The organism is Nocardioides mangrovicus (assembly GCF_003674065.1).
Lineage (GTDB): Bacteria > Actinomycetota > Actinomycetes > Propionibacteriales > Nocardioidaceae > Marmoricola > Marmoricola mangrovicus.
Genome location: NZ_RDBE01000010.1, coordinates 123,372 through 149,191, shown reverse-complemented (window position 1 = coordinate 149,191; position 25,820 = coordinate 123,372). Strand labels below are relative to the sequence as shown.

At 72.6% G+C, this 25,820-nt stretch carries 31 protein-coding genes; 18 read left to right on the top strand and 13 right to left on the bottom strand.

What is annotated here, in order from left to right; genetic code table 11:
- Positions 1–135: 135 nt before the first annotated feature.
- From D9V37_RS15350 to D9V37_RS15330, 5 genes are all read left to right on the top strand, one after another.
- Positions 136–609, top strand: coding sequence for a (2Fe-2S)-binding protein (locus D9V37_RS15350; RefSeq protein ID WP_121807053.1), 474 nt, complete (start codon positions 136–138; stop codon positions 607–609).
- Positions 606–3,059 carry a xanthine dehydrogenase family protein molybdopterin-binding subunit gene (locus D9V37_RS15345; protein WP_121807052.1) on the top strand — a complete coding sequence of 818 codons (2,454 nt, stop codon included), beginning with the start codon at positions 606–608 and terminating at the stop codon, positions 3,057–3,059. The genes D9V37_RS15350 and D9V37_RS15345 overlap by 4 nt, the downstream gene beginning before the upstream one ends.
- 52 nt (positions 3,060–3,111) lie before the next feature.
- The gene (locus D9V37_RS15340; protein ID WP_121807051.1) at positions 3,112–3,969 is read left to right on the top strand and encodes an FAD binding domain-containing protein; all 858 of its coding nucleotides are present in this window, start codon (positions 3,112–3,114) and stop codon (positions 3,967–3,969) included.
- A 5-nt stretch (positions 3,970–3,974) separates the two neighbouring features.
- Positions 3,975–4,724, top strand: coding sequence for an SRPBCC family protein (locus D9V37_RS15335; protein WP_121807050.1), 750 nt, complete (start codon positions 3,975–3,977; stop codon positions 4,722–4,724).
- Between the two features lie 180 nt (positions 4,725–4,904).
- Positions 4,905–5,621: a GntR family transcriptional regulator gene (locus D9V37_RS15330; protein WP_232524950.1), complete on the top strand. Its 717-nt coding sequence runs from the start codon at positions 4,905–4,907 to the stop codon at positions 5,619–5,621.
- On the opposite strand, the gene D9V37_RS15325 is transcribed toward D9V37_RS15330, so the two are convergent.
- The gene (locus tag D9V37_RS15325; RefSeq protein ID WP_232524949.1) at positions 5,622–5,966 is read right to left on the bottom strand and encodes a hypothetical protein; all 345 of its coding nucleotides are present in this window, start codon (positions 5,964–5,966) and stop codon (positions 5,622–5,624) included.
- 1 nt (position 5,967) lies between these two features.
- Here D9V37_RS15325 and D9V37_RS15320 point away from each other — a divergent pair, with 1 nt between their 5' ends.
- Together D9V37_RS15320 and D9V37_RS15315 are read left to right on the top strand one after the other, a co-directional pair.
- Positions 5,968–6,672 (top strand): copper homeostasis protein CutC, encoded by a 705-nt coding sequence (locus D9V37_RS15320; RefSeq protein ID WP_198412690.1) that lies wholly within the window; start codon positions 5,968–5,970, stop codon positions 6,670–6,672.
- A 121-nt stretch (positions 6,673–6,793) separates the two neighbouring features.
- On the top strand, positions 6,794–7,057 hold the full coding sequence (locus D9V37_RS15315; protein WP_121807048.1) for a DUF4031 domain-containing protein: 264 nt from the start codon (positions 6,794–6,796) through the stop codon (positions 7,055–7,057).
- 68 nt (positions 7,058–7,125) lie between these two features.
- On the opposite strand, the gene D9V37_RS15310 is transcribed toward D9V37_RS15315, so the two are convergent.
- Both D9V37_RS15310 and mftR read right to left on the bottom strand, forming a co-directional pair.
- Entirely contained in the window at positions 7,126–7,701 is a 576-nt protein-coding gene (locus tag D9V37_RS15310; protein WP_121807047.1) for an HD domain-containing protein, read from the bottom strand.
- A 2-nt stretch (positions 7,702–7,703) separates the two neighbouring features.
- Positions 7,704–8,297 (bottom strand): mycofactocin system transcriptional regulator, encoded by a 594-nt coding sequence (gene mftR, locus D9V37_RS15305; RefSeq protein ID WP_121807046.1) that lies wholly within the window; start codon positions 8,295–8,297, stop codon positions 7,704–7,706.
- A 63-nt stretch (positions 8,298–8,360) separates the two neighbouring features.
- Here mftR and mftA point away from each other — a divergent pair, with 63 nt between their 5' ends.
- Genes mftA through D9V37_RS15275 form a run of 6 tightly spaced genes read left to right on the top strand, consistent with a single transcriptional unit; the run spans position 8,361 to position 12,584 of the window.
- Positions 8,361–8,465 carry a mycofactocin precursor MftA gene (gene mftA, locus D9V37_RS15300; RefSeq protein WP_121807045.1) on the top strand — a complete coding sequence of 35 codons (105 nt, stop codon included), beginning with the start codon at positions 8,361–8,363 and terminating at the stop codon, positions 8,463–8,465.
- A complete protein-coding gene (gene mftB, locus D9V37_RS15295; RefSeq protein WP_121807044.1) occupies positions 8,465–8,731 on the top strand; it encodes a mycofactocin biosynthesis chaperone MftB in 267 nt (88 codons plus the stop codon). Before mftA ends, mftB begins: the two co-directional genes overlap by 1 nt.
- Positions 8,728–9,933: a mycofactocin radical SAM maturase gene (mftC, locus tag D9V37_RS15290; RefSeq protein ID WP_121807043.1), complete on the top strand. Its 1,206-nt coding sequence runs from the start codon at positions 8,728–8,730 to the stop codon at positions 9,931–9,933. The genes mftB and mftC overlap by 4 nt, the downstream gene beginning before the upstream one ends.
- Positions 9,930–11,138 carry a pre-mycofactocin synthase MftD gene (mftD, locus tag D9V37_RS15285; protein ID WP_121807042.1) on the top strand — a complete coding sequence of 403 codons (1,209 nt, stop codon included), beginning with the start codon at positions 9,930–9,932 and terminating at the stop codon, positions 11,136–11,138. The genes mftC and mftD overlap by 4 nt, the downstream gene beginning before the upstream one ends.
- Before the next feature lie 8 nt (positions 11,139–11,146).
- On the top strand, positions 11,147–11,821 hold the full coding sequence (mftE, locus tag D9V37_RS15280) for a mycofactocin biosynthesis peptidyl-dipeptidase MftE (protein ID WP_121807841.1): 675 nt from the start codon (positions 11,147–11,149) through the stop codon (positions 11,819–11,821).
- Between the two features lie 10 nt (positions 11,822–11,831).
- Positions 11,832–12,584, top strand: a complete 753-nt coding sequence (locus D9V37_RS15275) for a mycofactocin-coupled SDR family oxidoreductase (protein ID WP_121807041.1) — start codon at positions 11,832–11,834, stop codon at positions 12,582–12,584.
- 54 nt (positions 12,585–12,638) lie between these two features.
- Here the strand turns inward: D9V37_RS15275 and D9V37_RS15270 are convergent, their stop codons facing one another.
- Genes D9V37_RS15270 through D9V37_RS15260 form a run of 3 tightly spaced genes read right to left on the bottom strand, consistent with a single transcriptional unit; the run spans position 12,639 to position 14,696 of the window.
- Complete coding sequence (locus D9V37_RS15270) at positions 12,639–13,361, bottom strand: VOC family protein (RefSeq protein WP_121807840.1); 723 nt, start codon at positions 13,359–13,361, stop codon at positions 12,639–12,641.
- Positions 13,362–13,371: 10 nt separating this feature from the next.
- Positions 13,372–14,250, bottom strand: coding sequence for an alpha/beta hydrolase (locus tag D9V37_RS15265; protein ID WP_232524948.1), 879 nt, complete (start codon positions 14,248–14,250; stop codon positions 13,372–13,374).
- Between the two features lie 5 nt (positions 14,251–14,255).
- Positions 14,256–14,696, bottom strand: coding sequence for a VOC family protein (locus D9V37_RS15260; RefSeq protein ID WP_121807039.1), 441 nt, complete (start codon positions 14,694–14,696; stop codon positions 14,256–14,258).
- Positions 14,697–14,728: 32 nt separating this feature from the next.
- Here D9V37_RS15260 and D9V37_RS15255 point away from each other — a divergent pair, with 32 nt between their 5' ends.
- Entirely contained in the window at positions 14,729–15,391 is a 663-nt protein-coding gene (locus D9V37_RS15255; protein WP_121807038.1) for a class I SAM-dependent DNA methyltransferase, read from the top strand.
- 12 nt (positions 15,392–15,403) lie between these two features.
- Here the strand turns inward: D9V37_RS15255 and D9V37_RS15250 are convergent, their stop codons facing one another.
- Entirely contained in the window at positions 15,404–16,600 is a 1,197-nt protein-coding gene (locus tag D9V37_RS15250; RefSeq protein WP_121807037.1) for an FAD-dependent monooxygenase, read from the bottom strand.
- A 58-nt stretch (positions 16,601–16,658) separates the two neighbouring features.
- On the opposite strand from D9V37_RS15250, the gene D9V37_RS15245 reads away from it, so the two are divergent.
- The 4 genes from D9V37_RS15245 to D9V37_RS15230 all read left to right on the top strand — a co-directional run bounded on the left by D9V37_RS15245 (position 16,659) and on the right by D9V37_RS15230 (position 19,060).
- On the top strand, positions 16,659–17,162 hold the full coding sequence (locus D9V37_RS15245) for a MarR family winged helix-turn-helix transcriptional regulator (protein ID WP_121807036.1): 504 nt from the start codon (positions 16,659–16,661) through the stop codon (positions 17,160–17,162).
- 9 nt (positions 17,163–17,171) lie between these two features.
- Positions 17,172–17,528, top strand: coding sequence for an ArsR/SmtB family transcription factor (locus D9V37_RS15240; protein WP_121807035.1), 357 nt, complete (start codon positions 17,172–17,174; stop codon positions 17,526–17,528).
- The gene (locus tag D9V37_RS15235) at positions 17,525–18,559 is read left to right on the top strand and encodes a cation diffusion facilitator family transporter (RefSeq protein ID WP_121807034.1); all 1,035 of its coding nucleotides are present in this window, start codon (positions 17,525–17,527) and stop codon (positions 18,557–18,559) included. The genes D9V37_RS15240 and D9V37_RS15235 overlap by 4 nt, the downstream gene beginning before the upstream one ends.
- A gap of 210 nt (positions 18,560–18,769) precedes the next feature.
- Positions 18,770–19,060 carry a hypothetical protein gene (locus D9V37_RS15230; RefSeq protein WP_121807033.1) on the top strand — a complete coding sequence of 97 codons (291 nt, stop codon included), beginning with the start codon at positions 18,770–18,772 and terminating at the stop codon, positions 19,058–19,060.
- Positions 19,061–19,062: 2 nt separating this feature from the next.
- On the opposite strand, the gene D9V37_RS15225 is transcribed toward D9V37_RS15230, so the two are convergent.
- From D9V37_RS15225 to sigK, 6 genes are read right to left on the bottom strand one after another with little or no spacing between them, the layout of a single operon-like run.
- Entirely contained in the window at positions 19,063–19,824 is a 762-nt protein-coding gene (locus D9V37_RS15225; RefSeq protein ID WP_232524947.1) for a DUF1295 domain-containing protein, read from the bottom strand.
- The gene (locus D9V37_RS15220) at positions 19,821–21,095 is read right to left on the bottom strand and encodes an SAM-dependent methyltransferase (RefSeq protein WP_121807032.1); all 1,275 of its coding nucleotides are present in this window, start codon (positions 21,093–21,095) and stop codon (positions 19,821–19,823) included. Before D9V37_RS15220 ends, D9V37_RS15225 begins: the two co-directional genes overlap by 4 nt.
- Positions 21,095–22,375 (bottom strand): SAM-dependent methyltransferase, encoded by a 1,281-nt coding sequence (locus tag D9V37_RS15215; protein ID WP_121807031.1) that lies wholly within the window; start codon positions 22,373–22,375, stop codon positions 21,095–21,097. Before D9V37_RS15215 ends, D9V37_RS15220 begins: the two co-directional genes overlap by 1 nt.
- Before the next feature lies 1 nt (position 22,376).
- The gene (locus D9V37_RS15210; RefSeq protein WP_121807030.1) at positions 22,377–24,371 is read right to left on the bottom strand and encodes an FAD-dependent oxidoreductase; all 1,995 of its coding nucleotides are present in this window, start codon (positions 24,369–24,371) and stop codon (positions 22,377–22,379) included.
- Positions 24,368–25,090 (bottom strand): anti-sigma factor, encoded by a 723-nt coding sequence (locus D9V37_RS15205; protein ID WP_121807029.1) that lies wholly within the window; start codon positions 25,088–25,090, stop codon positions 24,368–24,370. Before D9V37_RS15205 ends, D9V37_RS15210 begins: the two co-directional genes overlap by 4 nt.
- The gene (gene sigK, locus D9V37_RS15200; RefSeq protein WP_121807028.1) at positions 25,083–25,703 is read right to left on the bottom strand and encodes an ECF RNA polymerase sigma factor SigK; all 621 of its coding nucleotides are present in this window, start codon (positions 25,701–25,703) and stop codon (positions 25,083–25,085) included. Before sigK ends, D9V37_RS15205 begins: the two co-directional genes overlap by 8 nt.
- Positions 25,704–25,820 lie beyond the last annotated feature (117 nt).

The following is a 25,820-nucleotide window of genomic DNA, read 5'->3' as shown; positions in this document are numbered from 1 at the left end:
CGGTGGGATCGAGCGCTGCGGCTCCGGCGCGGAGGCGGCCGATCACCGGCGATCGAGCCGCCAACCTTCCGCCAACCGCGGCTGCCTAGGTTGTGTGACGCCGGACACGTCGGTCACAGTCAGGAGTCGCCTCACATGACCAGGATCAGCCTCACCGTCGACGGAGCATCGGTCTCCGAGGACGTCGAGCCGCGCATGCTGCTGGTGCAGTTCCTGCGCGAGAAGCTCGGCAAGACCGGCACCGTCGTCGGGTGCGACACCAGCAACTGCGGCGCGTGCACCGTCCACCTCGACGGTCACAGCGTGAAGTCGTGCAACGTACTCGCGGTGCAGGCCGAGGGGTCGGAGGTGACCACGATCGAGGGGCTGGCCCGCGACGGTGAGCTCCACCCGGTGCAGCAGGCCTTCCACGAGTGCCACGCCCTGCAGTGCGGCTACTGCACGCCGGGGATGATCATGCAGTCGGTCGACCTGCTCAACGACAACCCGAAGCCGACCGAGGAGGAGATCCGGGTCGGGCTCGAGGGCAACCTGTGCCGGTGCACCGGCTACCACAACATCGTGCGAGCCGTGCAGACCGCGTCGGGGCAGGAGGTCAACGCCTCATGACCGTCACCGAGGACCGGCCCGCCGCCGCCACCGGCGAGATCGGCCGCGACCGCCGCCGCAAGGAGGACCAGCGGCTGATCACCGGCCGCACCCGCTGGACCGACAACATCCAGCTCACCGGCATGCTCCACATGGCGATGGTGCGCAGCCCCTTCGCGCACGCGAAGATCGTCTCGATCGACACCTCGGCGGCCAAGGCCGCGACCAACGTCGTCGACGTGTACACCGGCGCCGACCTCGGCGAGAGCCAGGGCGTGCTCATCAACGCCTGGCCGATCACCCCGGACCAGAAGACGCCGGTGCACCTGCCGATGCCCGCCGACCGGGTCGCCTTCGCCGGCGAGATCGTCGCCGCCGTCGTGGCACGCACCGCCGCCGAGGCGCGCGACGCCGCCGAGCTGGTCGACGTCGAGTACGAAGAGCTGCCCGCCGCCTTGGACATGAAGGAGGCGCTGCGCGACGAGGTGCTCGCCCACCCCGACCTGGGCAGCAACAAGTCGGCGCTGTGGGTCTTCGACTCCGCCGAGGCCGGCACCGGCGGCAACGTCGACGACGCGATCGCGGCGGCCCGCACCGACGGCGTCGTCGTGGAGCGCGAGTTCCGCCAGAACCGGCTCATCCCGGCGTTCATGGAGCCGCGCTCGACCGTCGTCGACCCCACCGGCGAGCAGAACGTCATGTACTCGGCCACCCAGGTGCCCCACATCCTGCGGTTCGCGCTGGCCGCTACCACCGGGGTGCCGGAGTCGAAGATCCGCGTCGTGGCCCCCGACGTCGGCGGCGGGTTCGGCGGCAAGCTGCAGGTCACCCCGGAGGAGTGGCTCACCTGGTGCATCGCGCGTCGGCTGGGCAAGCCGCTGAAGTACACCGAGACGCGCTCGGAGTCGCTGATGGCGGCCCACCACGGCCGCGACCAGTGGCAGAAGCTCACCATGGCGGCCGACAAGGACGGCACCCTGACCGGCTTCAAGATCGAGCTCACCGCCGATCTGGGCGCCTACGTCGCGGTCGTCGGCGGCGGCGTGCCGGTGCTGGGTGCGTTCATGTTCAACGCGATCTACAAGATCCCGGCCTACCACTTCGCCTGCCAGACGGTGCTGACCAACAAGACCTGGGTCGACGCCTACCGCGGCGCCGGCCGGCCCGAGGCCACCTTCGGCGTCGAGCGGATGATGGACGAGCTGGCCCACGAGCTGGGCATGGACCCGATGGAGGTCCGGCGCAAGAACTGGATCCGCCACGACGAGTTCCCCTACACGACCGTCTCGGGGCTGGAGTACGACACCGGCAACTACGAGGCGGCCACCGAGGAGGCCATGGCCAGCTTCGGCTACGACGAGCTGCGCGCGGAGCAGCAGCGGCGTCGCGAGTCCGGCGACCGCGTGCAGCTGGGCATCGGCATCTCCACCTTCACCGAGATGTGCGGTCTGGCGCCCTCCCGGGTCCTGGGCTCGCTCGACTACGGCGCCGGCGGCTGGGAGAACGCCTCTATCCGCATGCTGGCCACCGGCAGCGTCGAGGTCACCACCGGCGCCAGCGCTCACGGCCAGGGGCACGAGACGGCGTTCAGCCAGATCGTGGCCGACCGGCTCGGCGTGCCGTTCGAGAGCGTCGAGATCCTGCACGGCGACACCCAGGTGGCGTCCAAGGGCCTCGACACCTACGGCTCGCGGTCGCTGACGGTGGGCGGTGAGGCGCTGGTCAAGGCGGCCGACAAGGTCATCGAGAAGGCCAAGCCGGTCGCGGCCCATCTGCTCGAGGCCAACGTCGACGACATCGAGTTCGAGGCCGGCACCTTCAGCGTCCGCGGAACCGACCAGGGCATCAGCATCGCCGACGTCGCCGGGGCGGTGTTCGTGGCGCACAACCTGCCCGAGGGCATGGAGCCCTCGATCGACGCCGACGCGACCTACGACCCGGTCAACTTCTCCTTCCCGCACGGCACCCACCTGTGCGCGGCGGAGGTCGACACCGAGACCGGCGCGATCAAGCTGCGCAAGTACACCTGCGTCGACGACATCGGCAACGTCATCAACCCGCTCATCGTCGCCGGCCAGGTGCACGGCGGGCTGGTGCAGGGCATCGCCCAGGCCCTGTTCGAGGACGCCGTCTTCGACGACGCCGGCACGCTGGTCTCCGCCTCGTTCGTGGACTACCTCGTGCCCACCGCGGCCGACATGATCAGCTTCGACGTGCACCACCGGTCCACGCCGTCGCTGACCAACACCTTGGGCACCAAGGGCGTCGGCGAGGCGGGCACCATCGCCTCCACCCCGGCGGTGGTCAACGCCATCGTCGACGCCGTGCGCCACTTCGGCGTGAACGACATCGTCATGCCGTGCACGCCCGAGCGGGTCTGGCGGGCCATCAACGGCAGCGGCGCCGGCGGTGCCGATCCGACCACCGGCGACGCGATGCCCCACTTCGACGCAGAAGGAGAGCAGGCATGAGCTTCACCCCATTCGAATCCTCACTTCGCTCCGGTTCGAACGGGGGCCCCGCATGATCCCGGCCCAGTTCGAGTACGCCGCACCGACCAGCCTCGAGGAGGCGCTGGCGCTGCTCGCCGAGCACGGCGACGAGGCCAAGGTCATCGCCGGCGGCCAGTCGCTGCTGCCGGTACTGCGGATGCGGCTGAACGCGCCCGAGCACGTGATCGACATCGGCCGCATCGAGGGCCTGCGCGGCATCCGCGAGGACGGCGACGCGATCGTCATCGGGGCCACCACCACCCACGCCACGGTGCTGACCGACCCGCTGGTGGCCGAGCACGCCGCCCTGCTGACCAAGGCCGTGCACCACCTGGCCGACGCTCAGATCCGCCACCGCGGCACGTTCGGCGGCGCCTTGGCCCACGCCGACCCGGCCGGCGACATGGGTGCCCCGGCGCTCGCGCTGGGGGCCGAGTTCGTCATCGCCGAGCAGGGCGGCGGCACGCGCACGGTCGGGGCCGACGACTTCTTCGTCGACCTCTTCGAGACCGCCATCGGCGAGGACGAGCTGCTCACCGAGGTACGCATCCCCAAGCACACCGGCTGGGGCGCGCATTACGAGAAGTTCGTGCGCGTGGCACACCAGTGGCCCATCGTCGCCGTCGCGGCGACGCTCAAGGCCGAGGGCGGCACGATCACCGAGGCCCGTGTCGGACTCACCAACATGGGCTCGACCCCGCTGCGGGCACGAGCCGTGGAGCAGTCGCTGACCGGACAGCCCGCCACCGAGGACGCCGTCCGCGCGGCGTGCGAGGCGGCGGCCGAGGGCACCAACCCGCCCTCGGACCTCAACGGCGACGCCGACTACCGGCGTCACCTGGCCACCGTGCTGTCACGTCGCGCCGTGCTCGCCGCTGCGGCAGGCTAGGGCGCATGGAGCTCACCCACCGGTTCACCGTCCCTGCCGACGTCGAGGAGACCTGGCAGGCCTTCAATGACATCGGGTCGGTGGCCGAGTGCTTCCCCGGCGCCCAGGTGACCAGCGTCGAGGACGACTCATTCCAGGGGTCGGTGAAGGTGAAGCTGGGTCCGATCGCCCTTGTCTACAACGGCTCCGGCACGTTCGTGGAGAAGGACGCGTCGGCGCACACGATGAGGATCGAGGCCAAGGGCAAGGACAAGCGCGGCAACGGCACGGCCGGCGCCAACGTCACGGCCACCCTGACCGGCAACGGCTCGAGCACCGACGTCGAGGTGGTCACCGACCTGGCCATCACCGGCAAGCCGGCGCAGTTCGGTCGCGGCGTCATGCAGGACGTCTCGGACAAGCTGCTGGCGCAGTTCGTGGAGTGCCTGAAGACGAAGGTGGGGGGAGCGCCGGACGCCCCGGCCGCCGAGCCGACGCCGGCCCCTGCATCCGCCCCGGCGCCCACGGCGACTCCTGCGACCACTGCGACTACGGCGATCCCCGGTCCCACCCCGATCGCCGCGGCCGGCACAACGCAGCCGCCGACGCCGGTGCCGACCCGGGCCCAGGACCAGGCGCAGGACCGGGCGAACGACGATGCGCTGGACCTCGGCGCGACCGTCCTGCCGGTGCTGGTCAAGGGGTACTGGAAGCAGGCGCTGGCCGCTCTGGCGGTGCTGGCGGTGCTGGTGGCCGTGATCCGCCGCCGGCGCTGACGCCGCCGCGCCGAGGCCCCTCATTGCGGGACCACAGAGTCCGGAATGTGCCGGACCACGCGGTCGATTCGGGCAACAACGCCCTTTTCGGTACGCGGAGGAGAAGACTGCACCGAATCGCCTGACAACGACCCCTGTCGTCCGCTTATTGTTCAGCGGGGTTTGGAGGAGGGAACACCGGTGGTCAAGGCCGACAAGCTCAAACACGTGCAGGTACGCGAGTACGTGCGCACCCTGGTGCACCAGGCCGAGCCGGGGTCGCCCGCGCCGTCCGAGCGCGAGCTGGTGCAGAAGTTCGGCGTCGCGCGGATGACGGTGCGGCACGCACTGGACAGCCTGGTCTCCCAAGGCCTGCTGGAGCGGATCCCGGGTCGCGGCACGTTCGTGGCCAAGCCGCACGTCGACATGCAGGCGCGGCTGTCGTCCTTCACCGAGGAGATGGAACGTCGCGGCCGTGCTGCCGGCGCGCGCACCCTGCTGCGCCGCCGCGAGACCGCCGGCCCCGGCGTCGCGCGGGCGCTGCAGGTCGAGGAGGGTCACCCGATCGTCCACTGGCAGCGGCTACGCACCGCCGACGGCGTGCCCGCCTGCGTCACCGACGTCTACCTCTCCCTCGACCTCTTCCCCGACCTGCTGGCCGAGCCGGAGCCCGACAGCCTGTATGTGTGGTTCGGCGAGCAGAGCCTGATGCCGACCTGGGGCGAGGACTCCGTCGTCGCCGACTCCGCCAGCGAGATCGAGGCCTCCCACCTCGAGGTCGGCCCGGGCGACCCGGTGCTGCGGATCTCGCGGCGGGCGTACTGCCGCGAGCAGGTCTGCGAGGTATCCCGGTCGGTCTACCGCGCCAACCAGTTCACGCTGTGGGTGCCCGTGCTGCGCGCCGAGTTCGAGCGCTAGCTAGAGGTTGCCGAGCGGCGCGACGACGGTGCCGGTCTGCTCGCAGACCCACTGCGGGTCGGGGCCGCCGAGGTCGGGGTCGACGTAGAGCGGGTGCAGGTCGTCCACGTCGCAGCTGCGGCACAGGGGCCAGCGCCCGGACGTGCCCAGCAGCCCGTCCTGGACGTCCTGGGCGACCAGTCCGGCCACGTACGGCGCACCGTCGGCCCACTGCTCGAGCCACCAGCGTCGCTGCGCGACGGCCTCCTCCAGCAGCGAGACGTTGGCGGGGGTCGCGACGTCGGTCGAGGTCAGGTCGTGCAACACGAGCGCGCGTGCGACGACCAGGGGATCCGTGGATGTCACGATGTCCAGTGTGACAACCGGCGGGACATCGGCGCGCGCGTGCCTGGAGGTGGTGTGCCTCCACGCCCGCGACGTGGCGGCCGCGACGCTCGGCGGCGCCGACCGGGTCCTGCTGGTGGCGACCACCCCGGCCGAGGTTTCTGCCGCCGTGCGCGAGACCGACCTGCCGGTGCGGGTGCTGCTGCGCGGTGAGGACGTCACGACGCTGGCTCGGCTGGGGACGACCGCCGCGACCCTGGGGGCGGCCGGCTACTCGCTGGGGTGGCTCGACCGGGACCTCGAGATCGACGTGCACCGCACCGGCTCGCTGCTCGCGCTGCTGCCCCACCTGCCGTGGGCCTTCGACCGCTGCTTCGACGACGCCCTGCGCACCGACCACGCCTGGCACGCGGCCGCCTCGCTGCCGCGCCTGGACGGGGTCGCCTCGGGCGGCTCCCCGCAGGGCCTCGGCGTCGGCGGTGACGACCTGGTCGCCCGTGCCGGCGTCGACCCCGGGGTGGCCCGGCTGCTGCTGGCCTGCGGCGGCCTGGAGCCCGCGTTGGTGCCCTGGCTGGTGCGCGCGGGGGTCAGGCAGTTCGGCGTGGGCTCCCGTGCCCGCGCCGGCGACTCCTGGACCCGCGGCTACGTCGACGTCGACCGGGTCCGGTCCTGGCGGCTGCTCCTCGACGACGCTCTCGACCGGGCGCTCGGGGTGCCGGTGGAGTGAGCGCTGCCGGTGACGGTTCCCCACGGCACCGTGGTGAACCCTCACCGACCCACAGGAGCTCCGGTGGGGGAGTGCCGGTTCACCTGGGTACCGTGGGGAACCGGCGACGGGAGGGGCAGGCGTGATCCTCATCGACCCGCCCAACGCCCCCGGCCGCGGTCGGCTCTGGTCGCACCTGGCCTCCGACGTGTCCTACGACGAGCTGCACGCCTTCGCCGCCGAGGCCGGGGTGCCCGAGCGAGGGTTCGACCGCGACCATTACGACGTGCCTTCGGAGTGGTACGACGCGATGGTCGAGGCCGGCGCGGTGCCGGTCCGCAGCCGCGAGCTGGTGGCCCGACTGATCACCGCCGGGCTCCGGGTCCGCAAGCCCCCACCCGCCTAGCCCAGGTCGGATAGTCCAGACCGAGTAGCACCGATGCGCGCGTCGAGACTGGTGCTACTCGGTCTGGACTAGGCCTCCAGCGTCGACAGCTCGGCCTCGACGTTGGCGCGGGCGGGGGCCTCCCAGTGCTGCTGGGCGTAGACGGTGTGGAAGAGCGAGGGCTTGGCCAGCAGGTCGCGCAGCACCGTCGCGCGACCGGAGCGGAAGGTGGCGTCGTCGTAGGCCGCGTACTCGGCGCGGACGCCGGCCACGTAGGCGGCGTAGCGCTCGGCCGGGGCGGCCAGGATGGCCAGGTCGGCGTCGCTGAGCAGCTGCGCCTCGTGGTCGTCGGGGTCGGGCCGGTGGTGGGCGGTCATCCGCACCAGGTGGGCGACGGCGACCACCTCGGCATCGGGCAGCAGTCCGCTCAGCGTCGCCTCGGCCAGCCGGGCGGAGCGCTCCTCGTCCTCGCCCTCCCCGTAGACCGCGTCGTGGAACCAGGCCGCGAGCAGCACGGTCGGCTCGGTGCAGCCCAGCTCGGCCAGCCGTTGCAGTACCTCGGCCAGGTGGGTGAGGTCGTGGTAGCCGCGCTCGGGGCCGGCGTAGGCCGCGAGCAGCTGCTCGCGCAGGTCGTCGGCGCCCTCCAGCGGCCACGCGAGCTCCATGGTCACGAGGGTCCCAGGTAGCTGCGCAACGTGCCCATGGACTCCTCGAGCACCTCGAGCAGTACGGCGTGCTCGTCGGCCAGCCAGACGTCGTACGCCGTCAGTGCGAGCGCCAGCGAGACGTGGCCGACGGTGCGGGGCAGCAGGTCGGTGACCGAGCCGCGGGTGCGCCAGGCGACGTGCTCGGCGATGACGTCGCGCCACTCGGCGTAGCGCAGCATCGAGTGCGCCTGCAGCGCCGGGTTGGTGAGGATCAGCCGCATCCGCTCGCGGTGCGCCGGCATCGCGTCGTCGGGGAAGTCGTTGAAGTCCATGACGCCGCGGTGGACGCTCTCGTGGAGCGGCAGGTCCTCGGGCATCGAGGCGAGAAGCCGCCGGAACGCGTCGAGGGTGAGGTCGAACTGCCCCCACGGGATGTCGTTCTTGGAGCGGAAGTAGCGAAACAGCGTGCGGCGGCCGACGCCGACGGCGTCGGCGATGTCGTCCAGCGTCGTGCCGTCGAAACCACGCTCGGCGAAGAGCGCGAAGGCCGCCTGCTCGATCTCGCCGTGGCTGGTCGCCTCGGGACGCCCCGGCTGTCGTCGTTGGCTCGACACCCTTCCATTATGGCACCGAGTGCATCTACTGTGTGCTCCACACCACTCACCCCAGGAGGATTCATGAGCGAGCCCGAGGAGATCCAGGAGCAGACCGAGGGGCAGAGCCTGGTCGTCGAGGACCTCGTCGAAGAGGTCTCGATCGACGGCATGTGCGGCGTGTACTGATGCTCGACGAGGCGTGGGCGGTCTCGCCGTCGGTCGCGTTGCGTCCCGAGCCGTTCGGGGCGCTGGCCTACCACTTCGGCAACCGCAAGCTGACCTTCCTCAAGCGGCCGGAGCTGGTGGCCGTCGTGGAGTCGCTGGCCGCCCACGCCGACGTCCGCTCGGCGCTCCTCGCCTGCGGCGTCCCCACCGAGCAGCACACCGCCTACGCCGCCGCCTTGGCGGGCCTCGCGGCCACCGACATGATCAGGAAGCGAGAAGCCGCATGACGATCGCACCCGAGCGGCCGCAGACCGGCTCGCTGGTCGAGCAGTTCGAGTACGGCCTCGACGCCCCCATCTGCCTCACGTGGGAGCTGACCTACGCCTGCAACCTCGCCTGTGCCCACTGCCTGTCCAGCAGTGGCCGCCGCGATCCGCGCGAGCTCACGACCTCCCAGTGCGAGGCCGTCATCGACGAGCTGCAGCGGATGCAGGTCTTCTACGTCAACATCGGCGGTGGCGAGCCCACCATCCGCCCCGACTTCTGGCACCTGCTCGAGTACGCCGTCGACCACCAGGTCGGCGTGAAGTTCTCGACCAACGGCGTGCGCATCACCCCCGAGCGGGCGCGGTTCTTGGCCAGCACGGACTACGTCGACGTGCAGGTCTCCCTCGACGGCGCCACCGCGGAGGTCAACGACTACGTCCGCGGCCCCGGCTCCTACGACACCGCGCTGCGCGCCCTGGCCAACCTGCGCGACGCCGGCTTCCGCGACGCCAAGATCAGCGTCGTCTGCACCCGGCAGAACATCGCCCAGCTCGACGATTTCAAGGCCATCGCCGACGCCTACGGTGCCACGCTGCGGCTCACCCGGCTGCGCCCCAGCGGCCGCGGCGCCGACGTCTGGGACGAGCTGCACCCGCTGCCGGAGCAGCAGCGCGAGCTCTACGACTGGCTGCTGGCCAACGGAGACCACGTGCTCACCGGTGACTCGTTCTTCCACCTCGCCGCCTACGGCGAGGCGCTGCCCGGGCTCAACCTGTGCGGTGCGGGTCGCGTCGTCTGCCTGATCGACCCCGTCGGCGACGTCTACGCCTGCCCCTTCGCCATCCACGACCGGTTCAAGGCCGGCAACCTGCTCGCCGACGGCGGGTTCCAGCACGTCTGGCAGCACTCCGAGCTGTTCACCGAGCTCCGGTCGCCGCAGACCGGTGGCGCGTGCACGAAGTGCTCGGCCTACGACGCCTGCCGCGGTGGCTGCATGGCGGCCAAGTTCTTCACCGGGCTGCCGCTCGACGGACCCGACCCCGAGTGCGTGAAGGGCAACAGCGAGGCGGGGCTGGCCGGCGCGCGCACGGTGCCGGCGGCCAGCCAGGACCACTCCCGACGCACGCCCACCCGCAACGAGCCGGTGATGCTCACCCTGCAGCGCCAACCTCCGGTCAGCGCCTGCGCCGAGAGCCCGCTGGCGGGGTTCGATCCGTCGTGAAGATCGCCAACCCCTGGAAGCAGAACCCCTGGTTCGAGTCGGTCGCGGTCGCCCAGCAGCGCGCACGCAAGCGGCTGCCGGCCCCGGTCTACGGCGCTTTGATCGCCGGCTCCGAGCGCGGCTGGACCATCGCCGACAACCAGGCCGCGTTCGCCGAGCTCGGCCTCGCGCCGCACGTCGCCGGACACCAGGCTCAGCGCTCGCTCGGCACCGCGGTGCTCGGCCACGACGTCTCGCTGCCGGTGCTGATCTCGCCCACCGGCGTCCAGGCGGTGCACCCCGAGGGTGAGGTGGCGGTCGCCCGTGCGGCCGCTGCTCGCGGCACGATCATGGGCCTGTCCAACTTCGCCAGCCGCTCCGTGGAGGACGTCGTCGCCACCGGCGCCACCACCTTCTTCCAGATGTACTGGACCGGCGACCGCGACGTGATGGTCCAGCGCATGGAGCGCGCCCACCGGGCAGGAGCCAAGGGCCTGATCGCCACGTTGGACTGGTCGTTCTCGATGGGTCGCGACTGGGGCAGCCCGGAGATCCCCGAGAAGGTCGACCTGGCGACGATGGTCCGCTTCGCGCCCAAGGTGGCGGTGAAGCCGCGCTGGCTCTACGAGTTCGCCAAGTCCGGCGCCCTGCCCGACCTCACCGCGCCCAACCTCGCGCCGCCCGACGGCGGTGCTGCGCCCACGTTCTTCGGCGCCTACTACGAGTGGATGACCACCCCGCCGCCGTCGTGGGAGGACGTCGCCTGGATGCGCGACCAATGGCACCAGCTCACCGGCAGTCCCTTCGTGCTCAAGGGCGTGTGCCGGGTCGACGACGCCAAGCGGGCGGTCGACGCCGGCGTCGCGGGCCTCTCGGTCTCCAACCACGGCGGCAACAACCTCGACGGCACGCCGGCCACCATCCGCTGCCTGCCCGCCATCGCCGAGGCCGTCGGCAGCCAGGTCGACGTACTCCTCGACGGCGGTGTGCGCCGCGGCTCCGACGTCGTCAAGGCGCTCGCGCTGGGGGCCAAGGCCGTCATGATCGGCCGCGCCTACCTGTGGGGGCTCGCCGCCAACGGCCAGGCCGGGGTGGAGAACGTACTCGACGTGCTGCGCGGCGGCATCGACTCCGCCGTCCTCGGGCTCGGCCTCTCCGACGTCCGCGAGCTGCGGCCCGAGCACGTGCTGGTGCCGGAGGGCTTCACCCGCGCGCTGGGCACCTAGTGCCACGCGTGCTCGCCGACCTGGCGTGGCGGGAGGTCCCCGACGCGCCGCTGGTGCTGGTCCCCGTCGGCTCCCTGGAGCAACACGGACCGCACCTGCCGCTGGAGACCGACACCCTCATCGCGACGGCCGTGGCCGAACGTGCCGCTGCCCGCGTCGACGCCGTGCTGGCGCCGGCGTTGGGGTACGGCTCCAGCGGCGAGCACCAGTCGTTCGCCGGCACGGTCTCGATCGGCACCGAGGCGCTCACCCACCTGCTGGTCGAGCTCACCCGCTCGCTGGCGACCTGGGCCGGCCGCGTCGTCTACGTCAACGGCCACGGCGGCAACCTCTCGGCGCTCAAGGAGGCCGTCGGGCAGCTGCAGGTCGAGGGCCACGACGTCGACTGGGTGCCGTGCGCGACCGAGCCCCCGCACCTTCCCGGGGCTGATCTCCACGCCGGCCTCACCGAGACCTCGCTGCTGCTGCACCTGTGCCCCGAGCGGGTCCGCACCGACCGGCTCGAGGTCGGCAATGCCGCACCGCTGCGTGAGATCCTGCCCGCCATGATCGAGGGCGGCGTCGCGGCGGTCTCGGCCAACGGCGTGCTCGGCGACCCGCGCGCAGCGAGCGCCGAGCAGGGCGAGCAGATCCTGGCCGAGCTGGTCGACCGCGTCGTCGAGGCACTGGTCGAGGCACTGTGAGGGCCCGCTGATGGCAGTCGCCCTGGTGACGGGAGCGGCTCGTGGCATCGGCGCGGCCGTGGTCCGCAGGCTCGTCGCCGACGGACACCGGGTCGTGGCGCTCGACAGCTGCGAGGGCCCGCCTCTGGCCACCCGCGAGGACCTCGAGGCGCTGGCCTCACCCGACGTGCACCCCGTCGTCGCCGACGTGCGCGACCGCTCGGCGCTCGAGCGGGCCGTCGCCGAGACCGTCGAGCGCTGGGGGAACCTGGACCTCGCCGTCGCCGGTGCCGCCGTCATGCGCGGTGGCGCACCGTTGTGGGAGACCCCCGAGGCCGATGTCGACGAGCTGCTCGACGTCGACCTGCGCGGGGTCTGGAACACCGCGGCCGCGGTCGTGCCGGCCATGCTCGCCGGGCCCGACCCCTCACGGTGCCGGTTCGTCGCCCTCGCCTCGGCCGCAGGCCACACCGGCCTGTTCCGGCTTGCCGCGTACACCGTGGCCAAGCACGGCGTCGTGGGTCTGGTGCGAGGCCTGGCGGCGGACCTCGTGGGCACCGGGGTGGTGGCATGCGGCATCTCCCCTGGATCGACGGACACCGCGATGCTGCACGCGACCTCCGACATCTACGGCGTGCCGGTCGCGGAGCTGGTCTCCCACCAGGGACTGGGTCGCGTCCTGACCCCCGAGGAGATCGCCGCCACCGTCGGCTTCGCCTGCTCTGTCGAGGGCGCGGTGCTGCACGGGCGCGTGGTCCGCGCCGACGGCGGCTTCGGCGCGTAGTCCGGCACGCTCGTCACGGCGGGCGGGCCCGACGGCCATGACGTGGGTGCTGGACTACCCCGACGCGGGGAGGATGCAGAACTCGTTGCCCGAGACGTCGGTGTAGTGGCGCCAAGGCAGCTCGCCCCACTCGGGGTGCCGCACGCGGCGGCCACCGAGCCCGAGGATGGCGGCCTCGACCCCGTCGGCGTCCTCGCCCGCCTCCAGTCGCAGGTCGAGGTGGATCCGGTTCTTGGCCTCGCCCTTGGCGGTCCGCTCCGGGCACAGGTCGAGTAGCGGCCCCAGCCGGGAGGGGTGGCGCAGCGAGCGGGCCTCGCTGCTGTCGACGTCGGTCCAGCCGGTGAGCCAGGACCACAGCTCGGCGTCCGCGTCGGGGTCGGCGGAGGCCAGGGGCAGGGCGGCGACCGGACCGGTGCCGACGAACTCGGGCCGGTCCTCCATCACGCACAGGGCGTTTCCCTCCGGGTCGGCCAGCACCACCCACGCCACGTCGTGCTGACCGATGTCGAGGTGGCGCGCACCCAGCCCCAGCAGCCGGTCGACGACCTCGGTCTGGTGTGGCCCGCCCAGCAGGTCGAGGTGCAGCCGGGGCCCGGGCGAGGGCAGCTCGGTGACCGGCTGGAAGCACAGGTCGAGGGACGGCCCGCCCTCGATCACCAGGCTGGTCTCGAAGATCCCCGGTGCGTCGGTGAGCGTCTCGCCGCCGACGGCCGCCTCCCAGAACCGGCCCAGCCGCTGCGGGTCGAGACTGTCGAACACCACGTTCTCCAGCTGCACAGCGCCCACCCTAGGTGAGGGCCTCGGCGACGAACCGCACCTGCGTGGGAGCCAGCCGCCGCCAGTAGCCCATCGTGTGGGCACCTGGTTCGAAGCCGCCTGCCGGCCGGTTCGCGAACCCGGCCACGTAGTCGCGGGTCGCCGAGAAGAAGGGGTCGTCGCGCCCGCAGTCGATCCGTACCCGCACGCCGTCGAGCCGGTGCTGGCGGCCGAAGTCGGTGGTGCGGGCGAAGTCGGCGGCGTCGTCGAAGGCGCCGGGGGCGGTGTCGGCGAACCGGTGCCACAGCGCCGGGCTCATCGCGGCCACGGCGCTCACGCGTGCGTGACCGAGGACCCCGGCCAGGTGCAGCGAGCCGAAACCACCCATCGACCAGCCCATGAGGGCGAGTCGAGCGACGTCGAGACCGTGGGAGGCCAGCAGGGGCAGGAACTCCTCGACGACCATCGTCGCGGCACCGTCGCCGTCACGCCGGTCGTGCCAGTACGCCGAGCCGCCGTCTACGCTGGCGATGGCGAAGGGGGTCGCGCCCCCGTGCACCGCCTGGGCGAGGAAGCGGTCGAGGCCGAGGTGGCGCCCCCCGAAAGCAGTGGTGTGGTCGTTGCGACGCCCGTGCAGCACGACGGCGACCGGCAGCGATGCACCGACCCGAGCGTGTGGCGGCCACGCGATGGTCCAGCCCGTGCGGCGCCCACCGCGAGCTCGCGAGCTGAACGCGCCGCTGCGCAGAGGTCCGGGCTCGACGTCGGGCACCGAGCCGTCGGCACCGTCGAGCCCCAGCTCGTGCCGGACGAACGTCCGCCCGGGCAACACGCCGTCGGCCACGCCCGCTGCGGCAGCGCCGAGCAGCGCGACGCCGCCACCGGCCAGCACCGCGCGGCGCGACCACACGGTGCTCAGCCGACCTGCTCGGCCAGGGAGACGACGATGCCCTCCGGTCCCCGGACGTAGGCCATCAGCCAGGTGTCCTCGTGGTTGCCGATGCCGCCGACGAGCCCGTAGCCGGCCTCGGCGAGGCGCTGGACCGTAGCGCGCAGGTCGGGGATCTCGAAGCAGACGTTGCGCAGCCCGACCTCGTTGGCCATCGCCGCGGGCGAGCCCGGGCGGTGGTCGGGCCGGACGAAGCTGGCCAGCTCAAGCGAGGTACCACCGTCGGGCGGTCGCAGCATGGCGACCTCGGTGCGCGAGTCGGGTATGCCGCACACGGTGTCGAGGAACTCGCCCTCGACGAACGTGCGGCCCTCCACCTCCAGTCCCAGGCCGACGAAGAAGTCCACGGCCGTGTCGAGGTCGGCGACGGTGATCCCGACGTGGTCGAAGCGCGGAGGACGAGCCATGGCCGACATCTTGCCCCGTGAGAGGCTGGCGCATGGCCTCCGAGGACCCCTCCTCCGACGACGTCGGCATCGCCGACTGGCTCGGCGCCAGCAGCAGCGATCCGCAGGCCGTGGCCCAGCGCTACGACTCCTGGGCCACCGCCTACGACGAGGACCTGCAGGCGTGGGACTACCGCGCGCCGAGCACGGTGGTGGCGACGCTGATGTCGCTGCGGCCCGACGCCGACCCGGTGCTCGACGTCGGTTGCGGCACGGGGATGGTCGCCCGCACGCTGCGCGCGCACGGCTTCGCCGGACGGATCCGCGGCCTCGACATCTCCCCGGCCTCGCTCGCGCTCGCGCGCACCACGGGGGAGTACGAGTCGCTCGTGGCCGCCGATCTGCAGCAGCGGCTGCCCGTCGACGACGACAGCGTCGACGCCGCGCTGTGCGTCGGCGTGATGACCTACCTGCCCGAGGTGGAGGCGATCTGGCGCGAGCTCGCGCGCGTGGTGCGCCCCGACGGCATCGTCGTCGTCACCCAGCGCGACGACCTGTGGCGCGACCGGGAGTGCCGGGCCGTCGTCGATCGGCTCGCGGCCGAGGGCCTCTGGACGCCGGTCGAGATCGCCGGGCCCGCGGCCTACCTGCCCGACGGCTACGGCGGTGGCGACGCGGTCAGCTGCTACTACCTGAGCGCCCGGGTGCTCAGCTAGCTAACCGGGCGCTCACCGCGGCGAGGGCAGCGGGGGCAGCTCCTGGTCGGTCTGCGCCACGTGCGTGGCGCGTGCGGCCAACCGCGAGAGCGGCGGCGTCGTCATCGCCTTGTCGACCACCCGTCGCGCGGCGAGGCCCAGCCGCGTGCGGGGGAAGGCGAAGTGATCCATGCCCGGTGGGAGTCGCTGCACGTCGGCGACCACGGGCCGCAGCCACTGCTCGTACGCCTCGAGGTCACGCTCGAGGTCTGCGCGCTCGGTGCCGTGGGTCAGGCTGGCCGCGAGCACGTAGCCGGCGGTGAGCGCCAGGGTCGCACCGCCGCCTCCTATCGGGGTGACGCACCAGCCGGCGTCGCCGAGCAGGCAGACCCGGCCGCGGTGCCAGGTCGGCATCCGCACCTGCGCCAGGTCGTCGACGTAGAGGTCGTCGGTGCGGTCGAAGCCGTCGAGCACCCGTGGTGCCTCCCAGCCGGCGTCGGCGAACCGCTCGCGCAGCGAGGTCCTGGCCTCGTCGGGGCCGACGCCGGCCAGGTCGCCGCCGTCGGCGTAGGCGAGGATCGCTCGCGTCGTGCCGTAGGGGTCGGGGCGCAGGTGCACCTGCCGGCCACCTACGGCGTTGTACCAGCGCCAGGTGTCGTCGTCGGTCGCGGTGCGCTCGATGGTGCCGAACGCCATGGTGATGCCGAGCTCGTGCACGTCGGCGACGTCGGAGAAGACCAGGTCGCGCGTGGTCGAGCGGACGCCCTCGGCCACCACCAGGAGCGCTACCTCGTAGCGCCGGCCCTGCTGCGTGGTCACCACCACGTGGTCGTCGTGGTCCTCGACGGCCCTGATGGAGTCGTCGTGCACGATCTCGACGCCGTCGGGCAGCGCGTCGCGGACGGCCCGCGCCAGGTCGCCGCGCAGCACCTCGAGCTCGGCGGTGGAGCCGTCGACGTCGTCGGAGGGGAGCTCGGTGCGCACGCGACCGTCGTCGCCGACGAGCACGGTGCCGGTCTCGGTGGTGTTGAGCGCCTTGACCGTCTCGAACAGGCCCATCCGGTCGAGCACCTCGCGCCCCACACCGCGCACGTCGACGTTCTGGCCGCCGTCGCGGAACGACGGCGCGCGCTCGAGGACGGTGACCTGCCAGCCGGTGCGAGCCAGCCAGAACGCGGCCGAGAGGCCGCCGATGCTCTCGCCGGAGACGAGCACGTGGGGTGGGGTCATCGGGACACTCCGAGTCAAGTTGCTTGGCAGTCAAGTCACTTGACTCTAAAGTGAATACGTGGCCGATGTCGACCCCCTCACCCACGACTGGGCGCCGGCGCAGGTCGCCGTGATGCAGGCGTTGGGGGAGTGGTCGGCCGGGTTCGAGGAGCTGAGCCGTCGTCAGGCCCGCTGGCTCGGCCTGCCGACCAACGACGCCCACGCACTGGGGCAGGTCGTGTGGGCCGCGGAGTCCGGGACGCCGCTCTCGCCGGGCGAGCTCTCGCGCCGGCTCGGGATGACGACGGGCGCCACCACCGTGCTGGTCGACCGGCTCGAGCGCGCCGGTCTGCTGCGCCGGGCGCGCGAGAGCGCCGACCGGCGCCGCGTGACCCTGCACCCCACCCCCGCCGCCCGCGAGCGGACGCACGCCTTCCTGACCGTCGCCGGCACCGAGATCGCCGGCGTCCTCGCCGAGGCCTCGCCGCGCGACCTCGCCACCATCGCCCGCTTCCTCGCGCGACTGGTCGAGGCGACGGAGGCGGCCAACCACCGGCTGGCGCACAGCGACCCCGAGCCTTAGCATTTGCGCATGCACGCAAGTACGCAACCGCCGCTCTGGTCCGACGAGGTGGTGTCGCTGGCGGTCGAGGTCCTCCGGGTCCTCGCCGACCCGACGCGGCTGCAGCTGGCCGGGCTGCTCCTCGACGAGGAGCGATCGGTCTCCGACCTCGCCCAGCAGCTCGACAGGCCCGTCCCCGGGGTCTCCCAGCACCTGGCCAAGCTGCGCATGGCGCGGCTGGTGACCACCCGGCGCCAGGGCAACAACGTGCTCTACCGCGTCGAGAACGACCACGTGCGCCAGCTAGTGGTCGACGCCGTCGGGCACGTCGAGCACCTGCTCGACGACGTGCCCGCCCACCACCGTGGCGTGGAGGTCGTGCGATGACGCATCGGGTGGTGCCTCACGAGCACGCCCCCGACGGCCACCACCACCACCACGCCCACGAGCACGGCCCGACGACGAGGCGGGGTCGGGTGGGGCACGCCCTCTCAGGCCTGGTCGGTGGCCACTCCCACGACAGCGCCGAGCAGGTCGACTCCGCGCTCGAGGCCGACGACCGCGGTCGACGGGCGCTGTGGCTCAGCCTGGCGGCGCTGGCGCTCACCGCGCTCCTGCAGGGCGTCGTGGTCGCGGCGACGGGCTCGGTGGCGCTGCTGGGCGACACGCTGCACAACCTCGCCGACGCGGCCACGGCGCTGCCGCTGCTGGTGGCGTTCCGGCTGGCGCGCAAGCCGCCGAACGAGCGCTTCACCTACGGCTACGGCCGCGCCGAGGACCTGGCCGGAGTGCTGGTGGTCGTCGTGATCGCGCTGTCCGCGCTGGTGGCGGCCTACGAGGCCGCCGACCGGCTGCTGCACCCGCAGCCCGTCTCCCACCTGTGGGCGGTGGCCGCGGCGGGCGTCATCGGCTTCGTGGGCAACGAGCTGGTCGCGCGCCACCGCATCGTCGTGGGCCGCCGGATCGGCTCGGCCGCGCTCGTCGCCGACGGTCTGCACGCCCGCACCGACGGCTTCACCTCGCTCGCCGTCGTGCTCGGCGCGGCCGGCGTGGCCGTCGGGCTGCCGTGGGCCGACGCGGCCGTCGGCCTGGTCATCTCGCTGGCGATCCTGGGCGTGCTGCGTACGGCCGTCGTCCAGGTGGGTGCCCGGCTGATGGACGCGGTGAGCCCCGAGCTCGTGCGCACCGCCCGGGAGGCGGTCACCACCGTCGACGGCGTGCTCGACGTCCGCGAGCTGCGGTTGCGCTGGGTCGGCCACACCCTGCGGGCCGAGGCCGATCTCAGCGTCGCCGCCGACCTCCCGCTCGGCGCCGCCCACGACATCGCCCACCACGCCCAGGAGCACCTCCTCGACCGGCTGCCGAGGTTGACGGCGGCGAGCATCCACGTCAGCCCGGCCGGGGTGCACGCCGGCTGAGCCGAGCGGGGCGGTGCCAGCGGTCGGCGGCGGGGTGATCTCGACGCGCGGCTCGCCAGGGCTCGCCTGCTGCTCGATCACCGCTGCCGGTCGCCTGTTTCGGTCGCCGGGGTCTGCCGCTGGTGGAGGAGGTCGCGCGGGCGCTGGCTGAGGAGGTCGCCCGCGACCGTCTCGAAACCCGCGGCTCGGCCCCCGGCCTAGGCTCCCAGCGTGGGCAGCGTGGGCAGCGAGGGCATCGACCCGGCGTGGGAGGCGGCGATCACGCCGATCGTCGCCTCGCTGGCGCCGTGGGGCGTGGTCGGCGGGTTCGTCGAGGTCGACGCGAGCGGGTCGCCGGTGCTGTGGCTGCGGGCGACCACCGAGATCGGACGGGTAGAGCTGCAGGCGCAGGCGTTCTTGCTGCCGCAGGTGCAGATCATCCTCACGCGGCTCGGGCTGCCCTACGCGATGGTGCGCGACCTGCGACTGGCGATGACCTCGGTGGAGGCCGAGTCGAGCTGAGCTCAGGCGCGGCGGGGCGGTCGCGGGAAGAACAGCGGGGTGCGGCGGGCGTACTCGTCCCATCCCTGCCGCTTCGACATCGTCTTCTCCAGCAGCTTGGCGCCGGTGACGTTGCGGATGAAGTAGGTCATGGCCAGCGGAGACAGGACCGTCGCGGCGCCCCACCAGCCGGCGTCGGCGGCGAGGAGCCAGATGCCCCACCACAGGCAGGCGTCGCCGAAGTAGTTCGGGTGGCGGGTCCAGGCCCACAGGCCGCGGTCCATGATCGTGCCCCGGTGGGCGGGGTCGGCCTTGAAGGCGGCGAGCTGCTGGTCGCCGATCGCCTCGAAGGCCAGGCCGACGGCCCAGACGACGACGCCGAGCCAGCCCAGCCAGGTGACACCGCGCTCGGAGCCGACGCCGACCTGCACCGGCAGCGCGACGAACCACATGACGACGCCCTGGGGCAGCAGGACGCTACGGAACAGCGAGCCGCCGCGCTCCTTCAGCTCGGCGTAGCGCGGGTCCTCGCGCCCGCCGGCGCGCCGGAGGATGTGCCAGGCCAGCCGCAGGCCCCAGACGGCGGGCAGGACGAGCAGCAGCACCCGCCGCAGCGCCGACCCGTCGCCCAGCAGAGCGGCCACCAGGGCGATGACGACGAACCCGGAGCCCCAGGTGACGTCGACGACGGCCCACCGGCCGGTGCGGTGCGCCGCAACGGCGGTGGCCGCCATCAGCAGGACCACGGCCACCGCGCCGGCGACCAGGACGAACGGCGTGCTCACCAGTCGCGGACGCGGGGGAAGCCGGAGTGGCCCGCCTCGTCGTTGCGGACGGCGAGGATCTGGTCGACGCCCATGCGGCCGTCGCGGAACGACATCGCTCCACCGACGAGGTAGAGCCGCCAGACTCGCAGCTGCTCCTCGCCGACGAGGTCGCGCAGCCGGTCGGCGTTCGCCTCGAAGCGGACCATCCAGTCGCGGACGGTGTCGACGTAGTGCTCGCGCATCAGGTGCACGTCGCGGACCTCGAGACCGCCGGCCTCGATCAGCTCCACGGTCTCGCCGACGGGCCGCATGTGCATGTCGGGGGCGATGAACGACTCGATGAACGGCCCGCCGCCGGGGTGGCGGCCGCGGCGCGACATCTGCTGGATCAGCACGCGGCCCTGCGGCTTCACGTTGCGACGCAGGACGTCGACGTAGGTCGGGTAGTTGTCCTGCCCGACGTGCTCGCCCATCTCGATCGAGGCCACGGCGTCGTAGGGCCCGTCGCCGACCTCGCGGTAGTCCTGCAGCCGGATCTCCACCCGGTCGCCCAGGCCGCGCTCGGCGATCCGCTCGTCGATGAACCGCTTCTGCTCGGCTGCGATCGTCACGCCGGTGACGCGGGCGCCGAAGTGCTCGGCGGCGTAGAGGGAGAGCGAGCCCCAGCCGCAGCCGACGTCGAGGAAGCGGTCGCCCTCGCGCAGCGCGAGCTTGCGGCAGACCAGGTCGAGCTTGGCCGCCTGCGCCTCCTCCAGGCTCATGTCCGCCCGCTCGTAGTACGCGCTGGAGTAGGCCATGTGGTCGTCGAGGATGGCGGCGTAGAACTCGTTGGAGAAGTCGTAGTGGTGGCTGATGGAGCGCCGGTCGCGCGACAGCGAGTGCAGCCGGCCCTTGATGACCGCCTGCGAGGCCGGAGCGGCCGCCGGCAGGCCCACGGCGCCGAGCTCGCGAGCGGTGCGCAGGACGTTGACGAGCGTGGCCGGGGTGGGGCGCACCGAGCTCAGACCGCGCTCGCGGACGACGCCCCAGACGTGGGTGAGGGCGGCGTCGAGGTCACCCTCGACGTCGAGCTCGCCGGTCACGTACGCCTGGGCGGCACCCAGCTCACCCGGGTGCCACAACAGCCGGCGCAGGACGTCGGGGGTGTGCAGCACGACGTGCGGGGCGTCGACGGGTCCGGCGGTGGAGCCGTCCCACGCGGTGAGGTGGACGGGCAGGTCGCCGCCGACGACGGGCCGCAGCGCGGCCTCGAGCCGGGCGGCGACGGTGGGGGTCCCGGAGACCAGCATCAGCGCTCCTCCGCCTTCCGCTGCAAGGTGATCTGGTTGACGTCGATGTAGCCCGAGGCGAAGCCGGCGCGGCTGTACTCGAGGTAGAAGTGCCACATCCGGTCGAAGACCGAGTCGAAGCCGAGCTGGTGCACGCGGTCGTGGGCGGCGAGGAACGCCTGGTCCCACAGCCGCAGCGTCTCGGCGTAGTGGTGGCCCATCGAGAGCCGGTCGCCGACCCGCAGCGAGGTGTGGTCGCGCGTGACTTGCTCGATCGCCTCGACCGAGGGCAGGAACCCGCCGGGGAAGATGTACTTGTTGACCCAGGTGTAGGTCGAGCGGGTGGCGAGCATCCGGTCGTGCGGCATGGTGATCGCCTGGATGGCGGCCTTGCCGCCAGGGGCCAGCAGCCGGTCGATCGTCTCGAAGTACGTCGGCCAGAACTCGTAGCCCACCGCCTCGATCATCTCGACGCTGAGCACGGCGTCGTACTCGCCCTCGACCGCGCGGTAGTCCTTGAGCTCGACGGTGACGGCGTCGCTGTGGCCCGCGGCGGCGATGCGCTCCTCGGCCAGGGACTTCTGCTCCTCGGACAGCGTCACCGAGGTGACGGTGGCGCCGCGCTCGGCGGCGCGGATGCACAGCTCGCCCCAGCCGGTGCCGATCTCCAGCACCCGGGTGCCTGCGCCGACGCCGGCCTGGTCGAGCAGTCGGTCGATCTTGCGGCGCTGCGCCTCGGCCAGGTCGGCCCGCGCCGTCGAGCCGGTGGTCGGCTCCTCGGCGAAGAGCGCGCTGCTGTAGGTCATCGTCTCGTCGAGGAACGTCGCGAACATGTCGTTGGACAGGTCGTAGTGACGGGCGATGTTGCGCTGCGTGTTGGCCTCGATGTTGCGCTCGGAGGCCGGGTGGCGCGCCACCACGAGGGCACGCAGCCGCTGCAGGGGCTCGGGCACCAGCGAGGCCATCTGGGCGGCGAGCACGGTCAGGAAGCCGCCCAGGTCCTCGGCCTCCCAGTCGCCGGCCATGTAGGACTCGCCGAAGCCGATGAGCTTGCCCGAGCCGAGGCGGCGGAAGAAGGAGTCCTCGTCGAGGACCGTCATCGTGGGGCCGCCGGTGCCGACCACGCGGCCGTCGGGGAACCGGACCGAGACCGGCAGCCGGCCGACCGCCGCGGTGAAGAGCCGGCGGGCCACCGCGGTCTCCACCCGGCCCTGCACGGAGGCGCGGATCGGCGCCAGGTCGGGCCAGCGGGCGATGTCGAGCAGGTGGGTGTCGACGTGCGAGTCGGCGTAGGTGGCCATCTCAGCCATCCTTTCGTGGACGGGGCTGCACGGGCAGGCCGCGCAGCCAGAGCTTGATGCCCTGGATCCGGATCCGTAGCGATCCGAGCAGGGGGACGACGGGGTGACGCAGGGAGCTGCGCAGGACGCCGCGGGCGTCGGCTGCGCCGGCGGTGCCCTTCATCGTGGCCGTGAAGGGCGGTCGGCCCTCGCGGTGCAAGGTGACGGCGACGTTCACGGTCTCGCCGGGCAGCGGGACGGCGACGTGGTAGGTGCCCGAGGTGTCGTTGAACGGGGAGACGTAGAGCTCCTTGTCGACGATCGCCCGGCCGTGCTCGTCGGGATGCACCACGTAGGCGTGCCGGCCGCCGTAGGTGTTGTGGACCTCCACGACCACCGCCGCCAGCGAGTGGTCCTCGCGATGGCACCAGAACACCGAGATCGGGTTGAAGACGTAGCCCAGCGTGCGTGGGTGGGCCAGCATCTGCACGCGCGCGACGTCGTGGATGCCGTGCTCGGCCAGCAGGGCGTCGATGTTGGCGCGCAGCGAGAGCGCGGGGTCGCCGACGTGGTCGCGGGCCTCGAAGCGCGCGAGCCGGCGCAGCAGCGGCGCGGCGATGCCGGAGTAGTGCGGCAGGTCGTCGAGATCGACCAGCCAGGTGTGGCTGGCGTAGGAGAAGACGTTGCGCAGCGGCTCGACCCGGGCGTGGGTGATGCGGGTGGCGTAGATCCGCGGGGTCGGTGCGACCTGGCGGGTCGCGCGCTCGGGCCACGTGCCCCCCAGGTGCTCGGCGGCGCGGAGGCCCGAGAGCGCACCGTCCTCGTGGAACCCCCAGCCGTGGTAGGCGCCGGCGAAGGCGACCCGCCGGCTGTTGAGCTCGGGCAGCCGGCGCTGCGCGGCCACCGACTCCGGCGTGTAGACGGGGTGGGCGTAGTGCATCGTCGCGATCACCGAGGCGGGGTCGATCAGGTCCTCACCGCCCAGCGTCACGATGTAGCGCCGGCCCCCGGTCTCGCGCAGCCGCTGCAGCCGCGTCATGTCGTAGCTGACCAGCACCCGACCATCGGTGGAGGTCCGGCGCAGGTAGTTCCACGACGCCCGCGCCCCCTCGGCGCGCGGCAGCAGCCGCTCGTCGGTGTGCAGGCGGGCGACGTTGGGGGCGTAGGGGATCGCGCCGAGCAGCTCACGCTGCAGCGGCGTCGGCTCGCCGATCGCGCGCAGCGCCTGGTCGGGGTGGGTGGCGACGACGACCGCGTCGTAGCGGGTGGTGCCCGCGGGGTCGGTGACGTCGACGCCGTCGGCGTGCTCGCGGATGGCGCTGACCGGTGAGGAGAGCCGCACCTCGTCCAGGCGCTTGGCCACGCGCTCGACGTACTCGCGCGAGCCGCCGGCGACGGTGCGCCAGGTCGGCGAGCCGAAGACGGTCAGCATGCCGTGGTGCTCGAGGAAGGTGAACAGGTAGCGGGCCGGGTACTCCAGCGCGTGGTCCGGGTCGGCCGACCACACCGCGGCCACCAGCGGGGTCATGAAATAGGTCGTGAAGAACTCGCTGAACCGGCCGCGGGCCAAGAAGGAGGCCAGCGTCTCGTCGCTCTCGCCGGACAGGGCGCGCTTGGCCATCCGGTGGAAGCGCGGGATCTCGACCAGCATCCGCAGGTAGCGCGGGTTGCGCAGGTTCGCCGACGTCGGGAACAACCCCCGCGCCCCCAGGGCGCCGGCCCACTCCAGGCCGGTCTCCTCATCACGCACCGACATGCTCATGTCGGACTCCTGCGTCACCACCCCGAGCTCGTCGAAGAGCCGCAGCAGGGTCGGGTAGGTGCGCTCGTTGTGCACGATGAACCCGGTGTCGACGGCCAGCGTGTGCTCGTCGACCTCGACGTCGTGGGTGTCGGCGTGACCGCCGAGCCGGTCGTCGGCCTCGTAGAGCGTCACCCGTGCGTCGCGGGCCAGCACCCACGCCGCGACCAGCCCGGAGACACCGCTGCCGACGACGGCGACGCGGCGCGAGGTCATACGGACTTGGCCAGGTCGAAGTACGCGACCGGGGCGCTGGTCGGCCGCTTCGAGCCACCGGTCGGCTCGATGGTGACCCCGACGTCGGTGGCGTCGCCCAGCCCGCCGTGCAGCACAAAGGTCTGATTCCCCGAGGCGGTCATCAGGCCGGCCGGCACGAAGTGGCCGTTCTTCTTGAACCACAGCTCGTAGGTCCGGCCCGTCGGCGTCGCCGGCATGTCCTTGGTGACCAGCACCGCGCGGCCCACCGACTTGGAGTGGTAGAGCGTCGCGCGGCCCTCGCCGACGTCGACGGCCTGGTTGCGGGAGTCCTGGGCCTGCAGCACCTGCTGCACGACGCTGCCGGCCACCGGCGCCTGGTCCTGGCGGAACGGGTGCAGCGCCGAGACGCCTACACCGCCCGCGACGACGACGAACGCTGCCACCGCTGCCGCCACCAGCTGAGGAAACCGCGCCCAACGGCGGCGCACCACCTCCACCTGGGTGGCGACCGGGGGCAGCGGGCGCACGGTGTGGACCTGGGCCAGCACCCGCTCGCGCATCTCGGGGCTCGGGGTCGGGTCGGCGGTGAGCGCGAGCAGGCCGGCGGCCTCGCGCAGGCTCGTCACCTCGGCGGCGCAGTCGTCGCACTCCTTGAGGTGGCGCTCGAACCGGGCGCGCTCGACATCGTCGAGGGCGTCGACGGCGTACGCCCCGGAGAGGGGGTGCAGGTCACTCATGGTCGGCTCCGAGGGTGTCACGAAGACGGATCAGTCCGTCGCGGATGCGGGTCTTGGCGGTGCCCAGCGGGATGTCGAGCAGGTTCGCCACCTCGGTGTGGGTGTACCCGCCGAAGTAGGCGAGCTCGAGCGCGCCGCGCTGGGTGTCGGTCAGGGAGGCCAGGGCCTGGCGGACCCGGTGGCCTTCCAGGTTCTGAGCGACTGCCTCGGCCGTGGCGTCGTGGTCGATGCTCTGGTTCTGCTGGTGGTAGGTGGTGTCGCGCCGGCTCGAGGCCTCGGCCGAACGGACCCGGTCGACCGCGCGCCGGTGGGCGATCGTCATCAGCCACGACAGTGGGCTGCCCAGGGCGGGGTCGTAGCGCGCGGACTGCCGCCAGACCTCCACCATCGCCTCCTGGGTGACCTCCTCGGCCTGGGCCGGGTCGCGCACCACGCGCAGCACCAGCCCGTGGAGCCGCCGCACCACGGCGTCGTAGAGGGCGGCGAACGCCCGCTCGTCGCCGCGTCCGGAGCGCTGGATCAGCGCGGCCAGCTGGGCCGACTGGTCCTGGCGCGCCCGGGCGGCGCGATCGGCGTGGTCACCACCGTCGGGGACCGCTCGGATGCCGCTCATCGCGCTCCTGTCGTGTGCTGGACGTCAACTGATCGGGGCGGGTCGGGCGACCCCCCGTGAAGAGTGTTTCGGACCGCCCGGGTGGGTGGATGGGTGTGCGCTGAGGGGCAGTCCGTC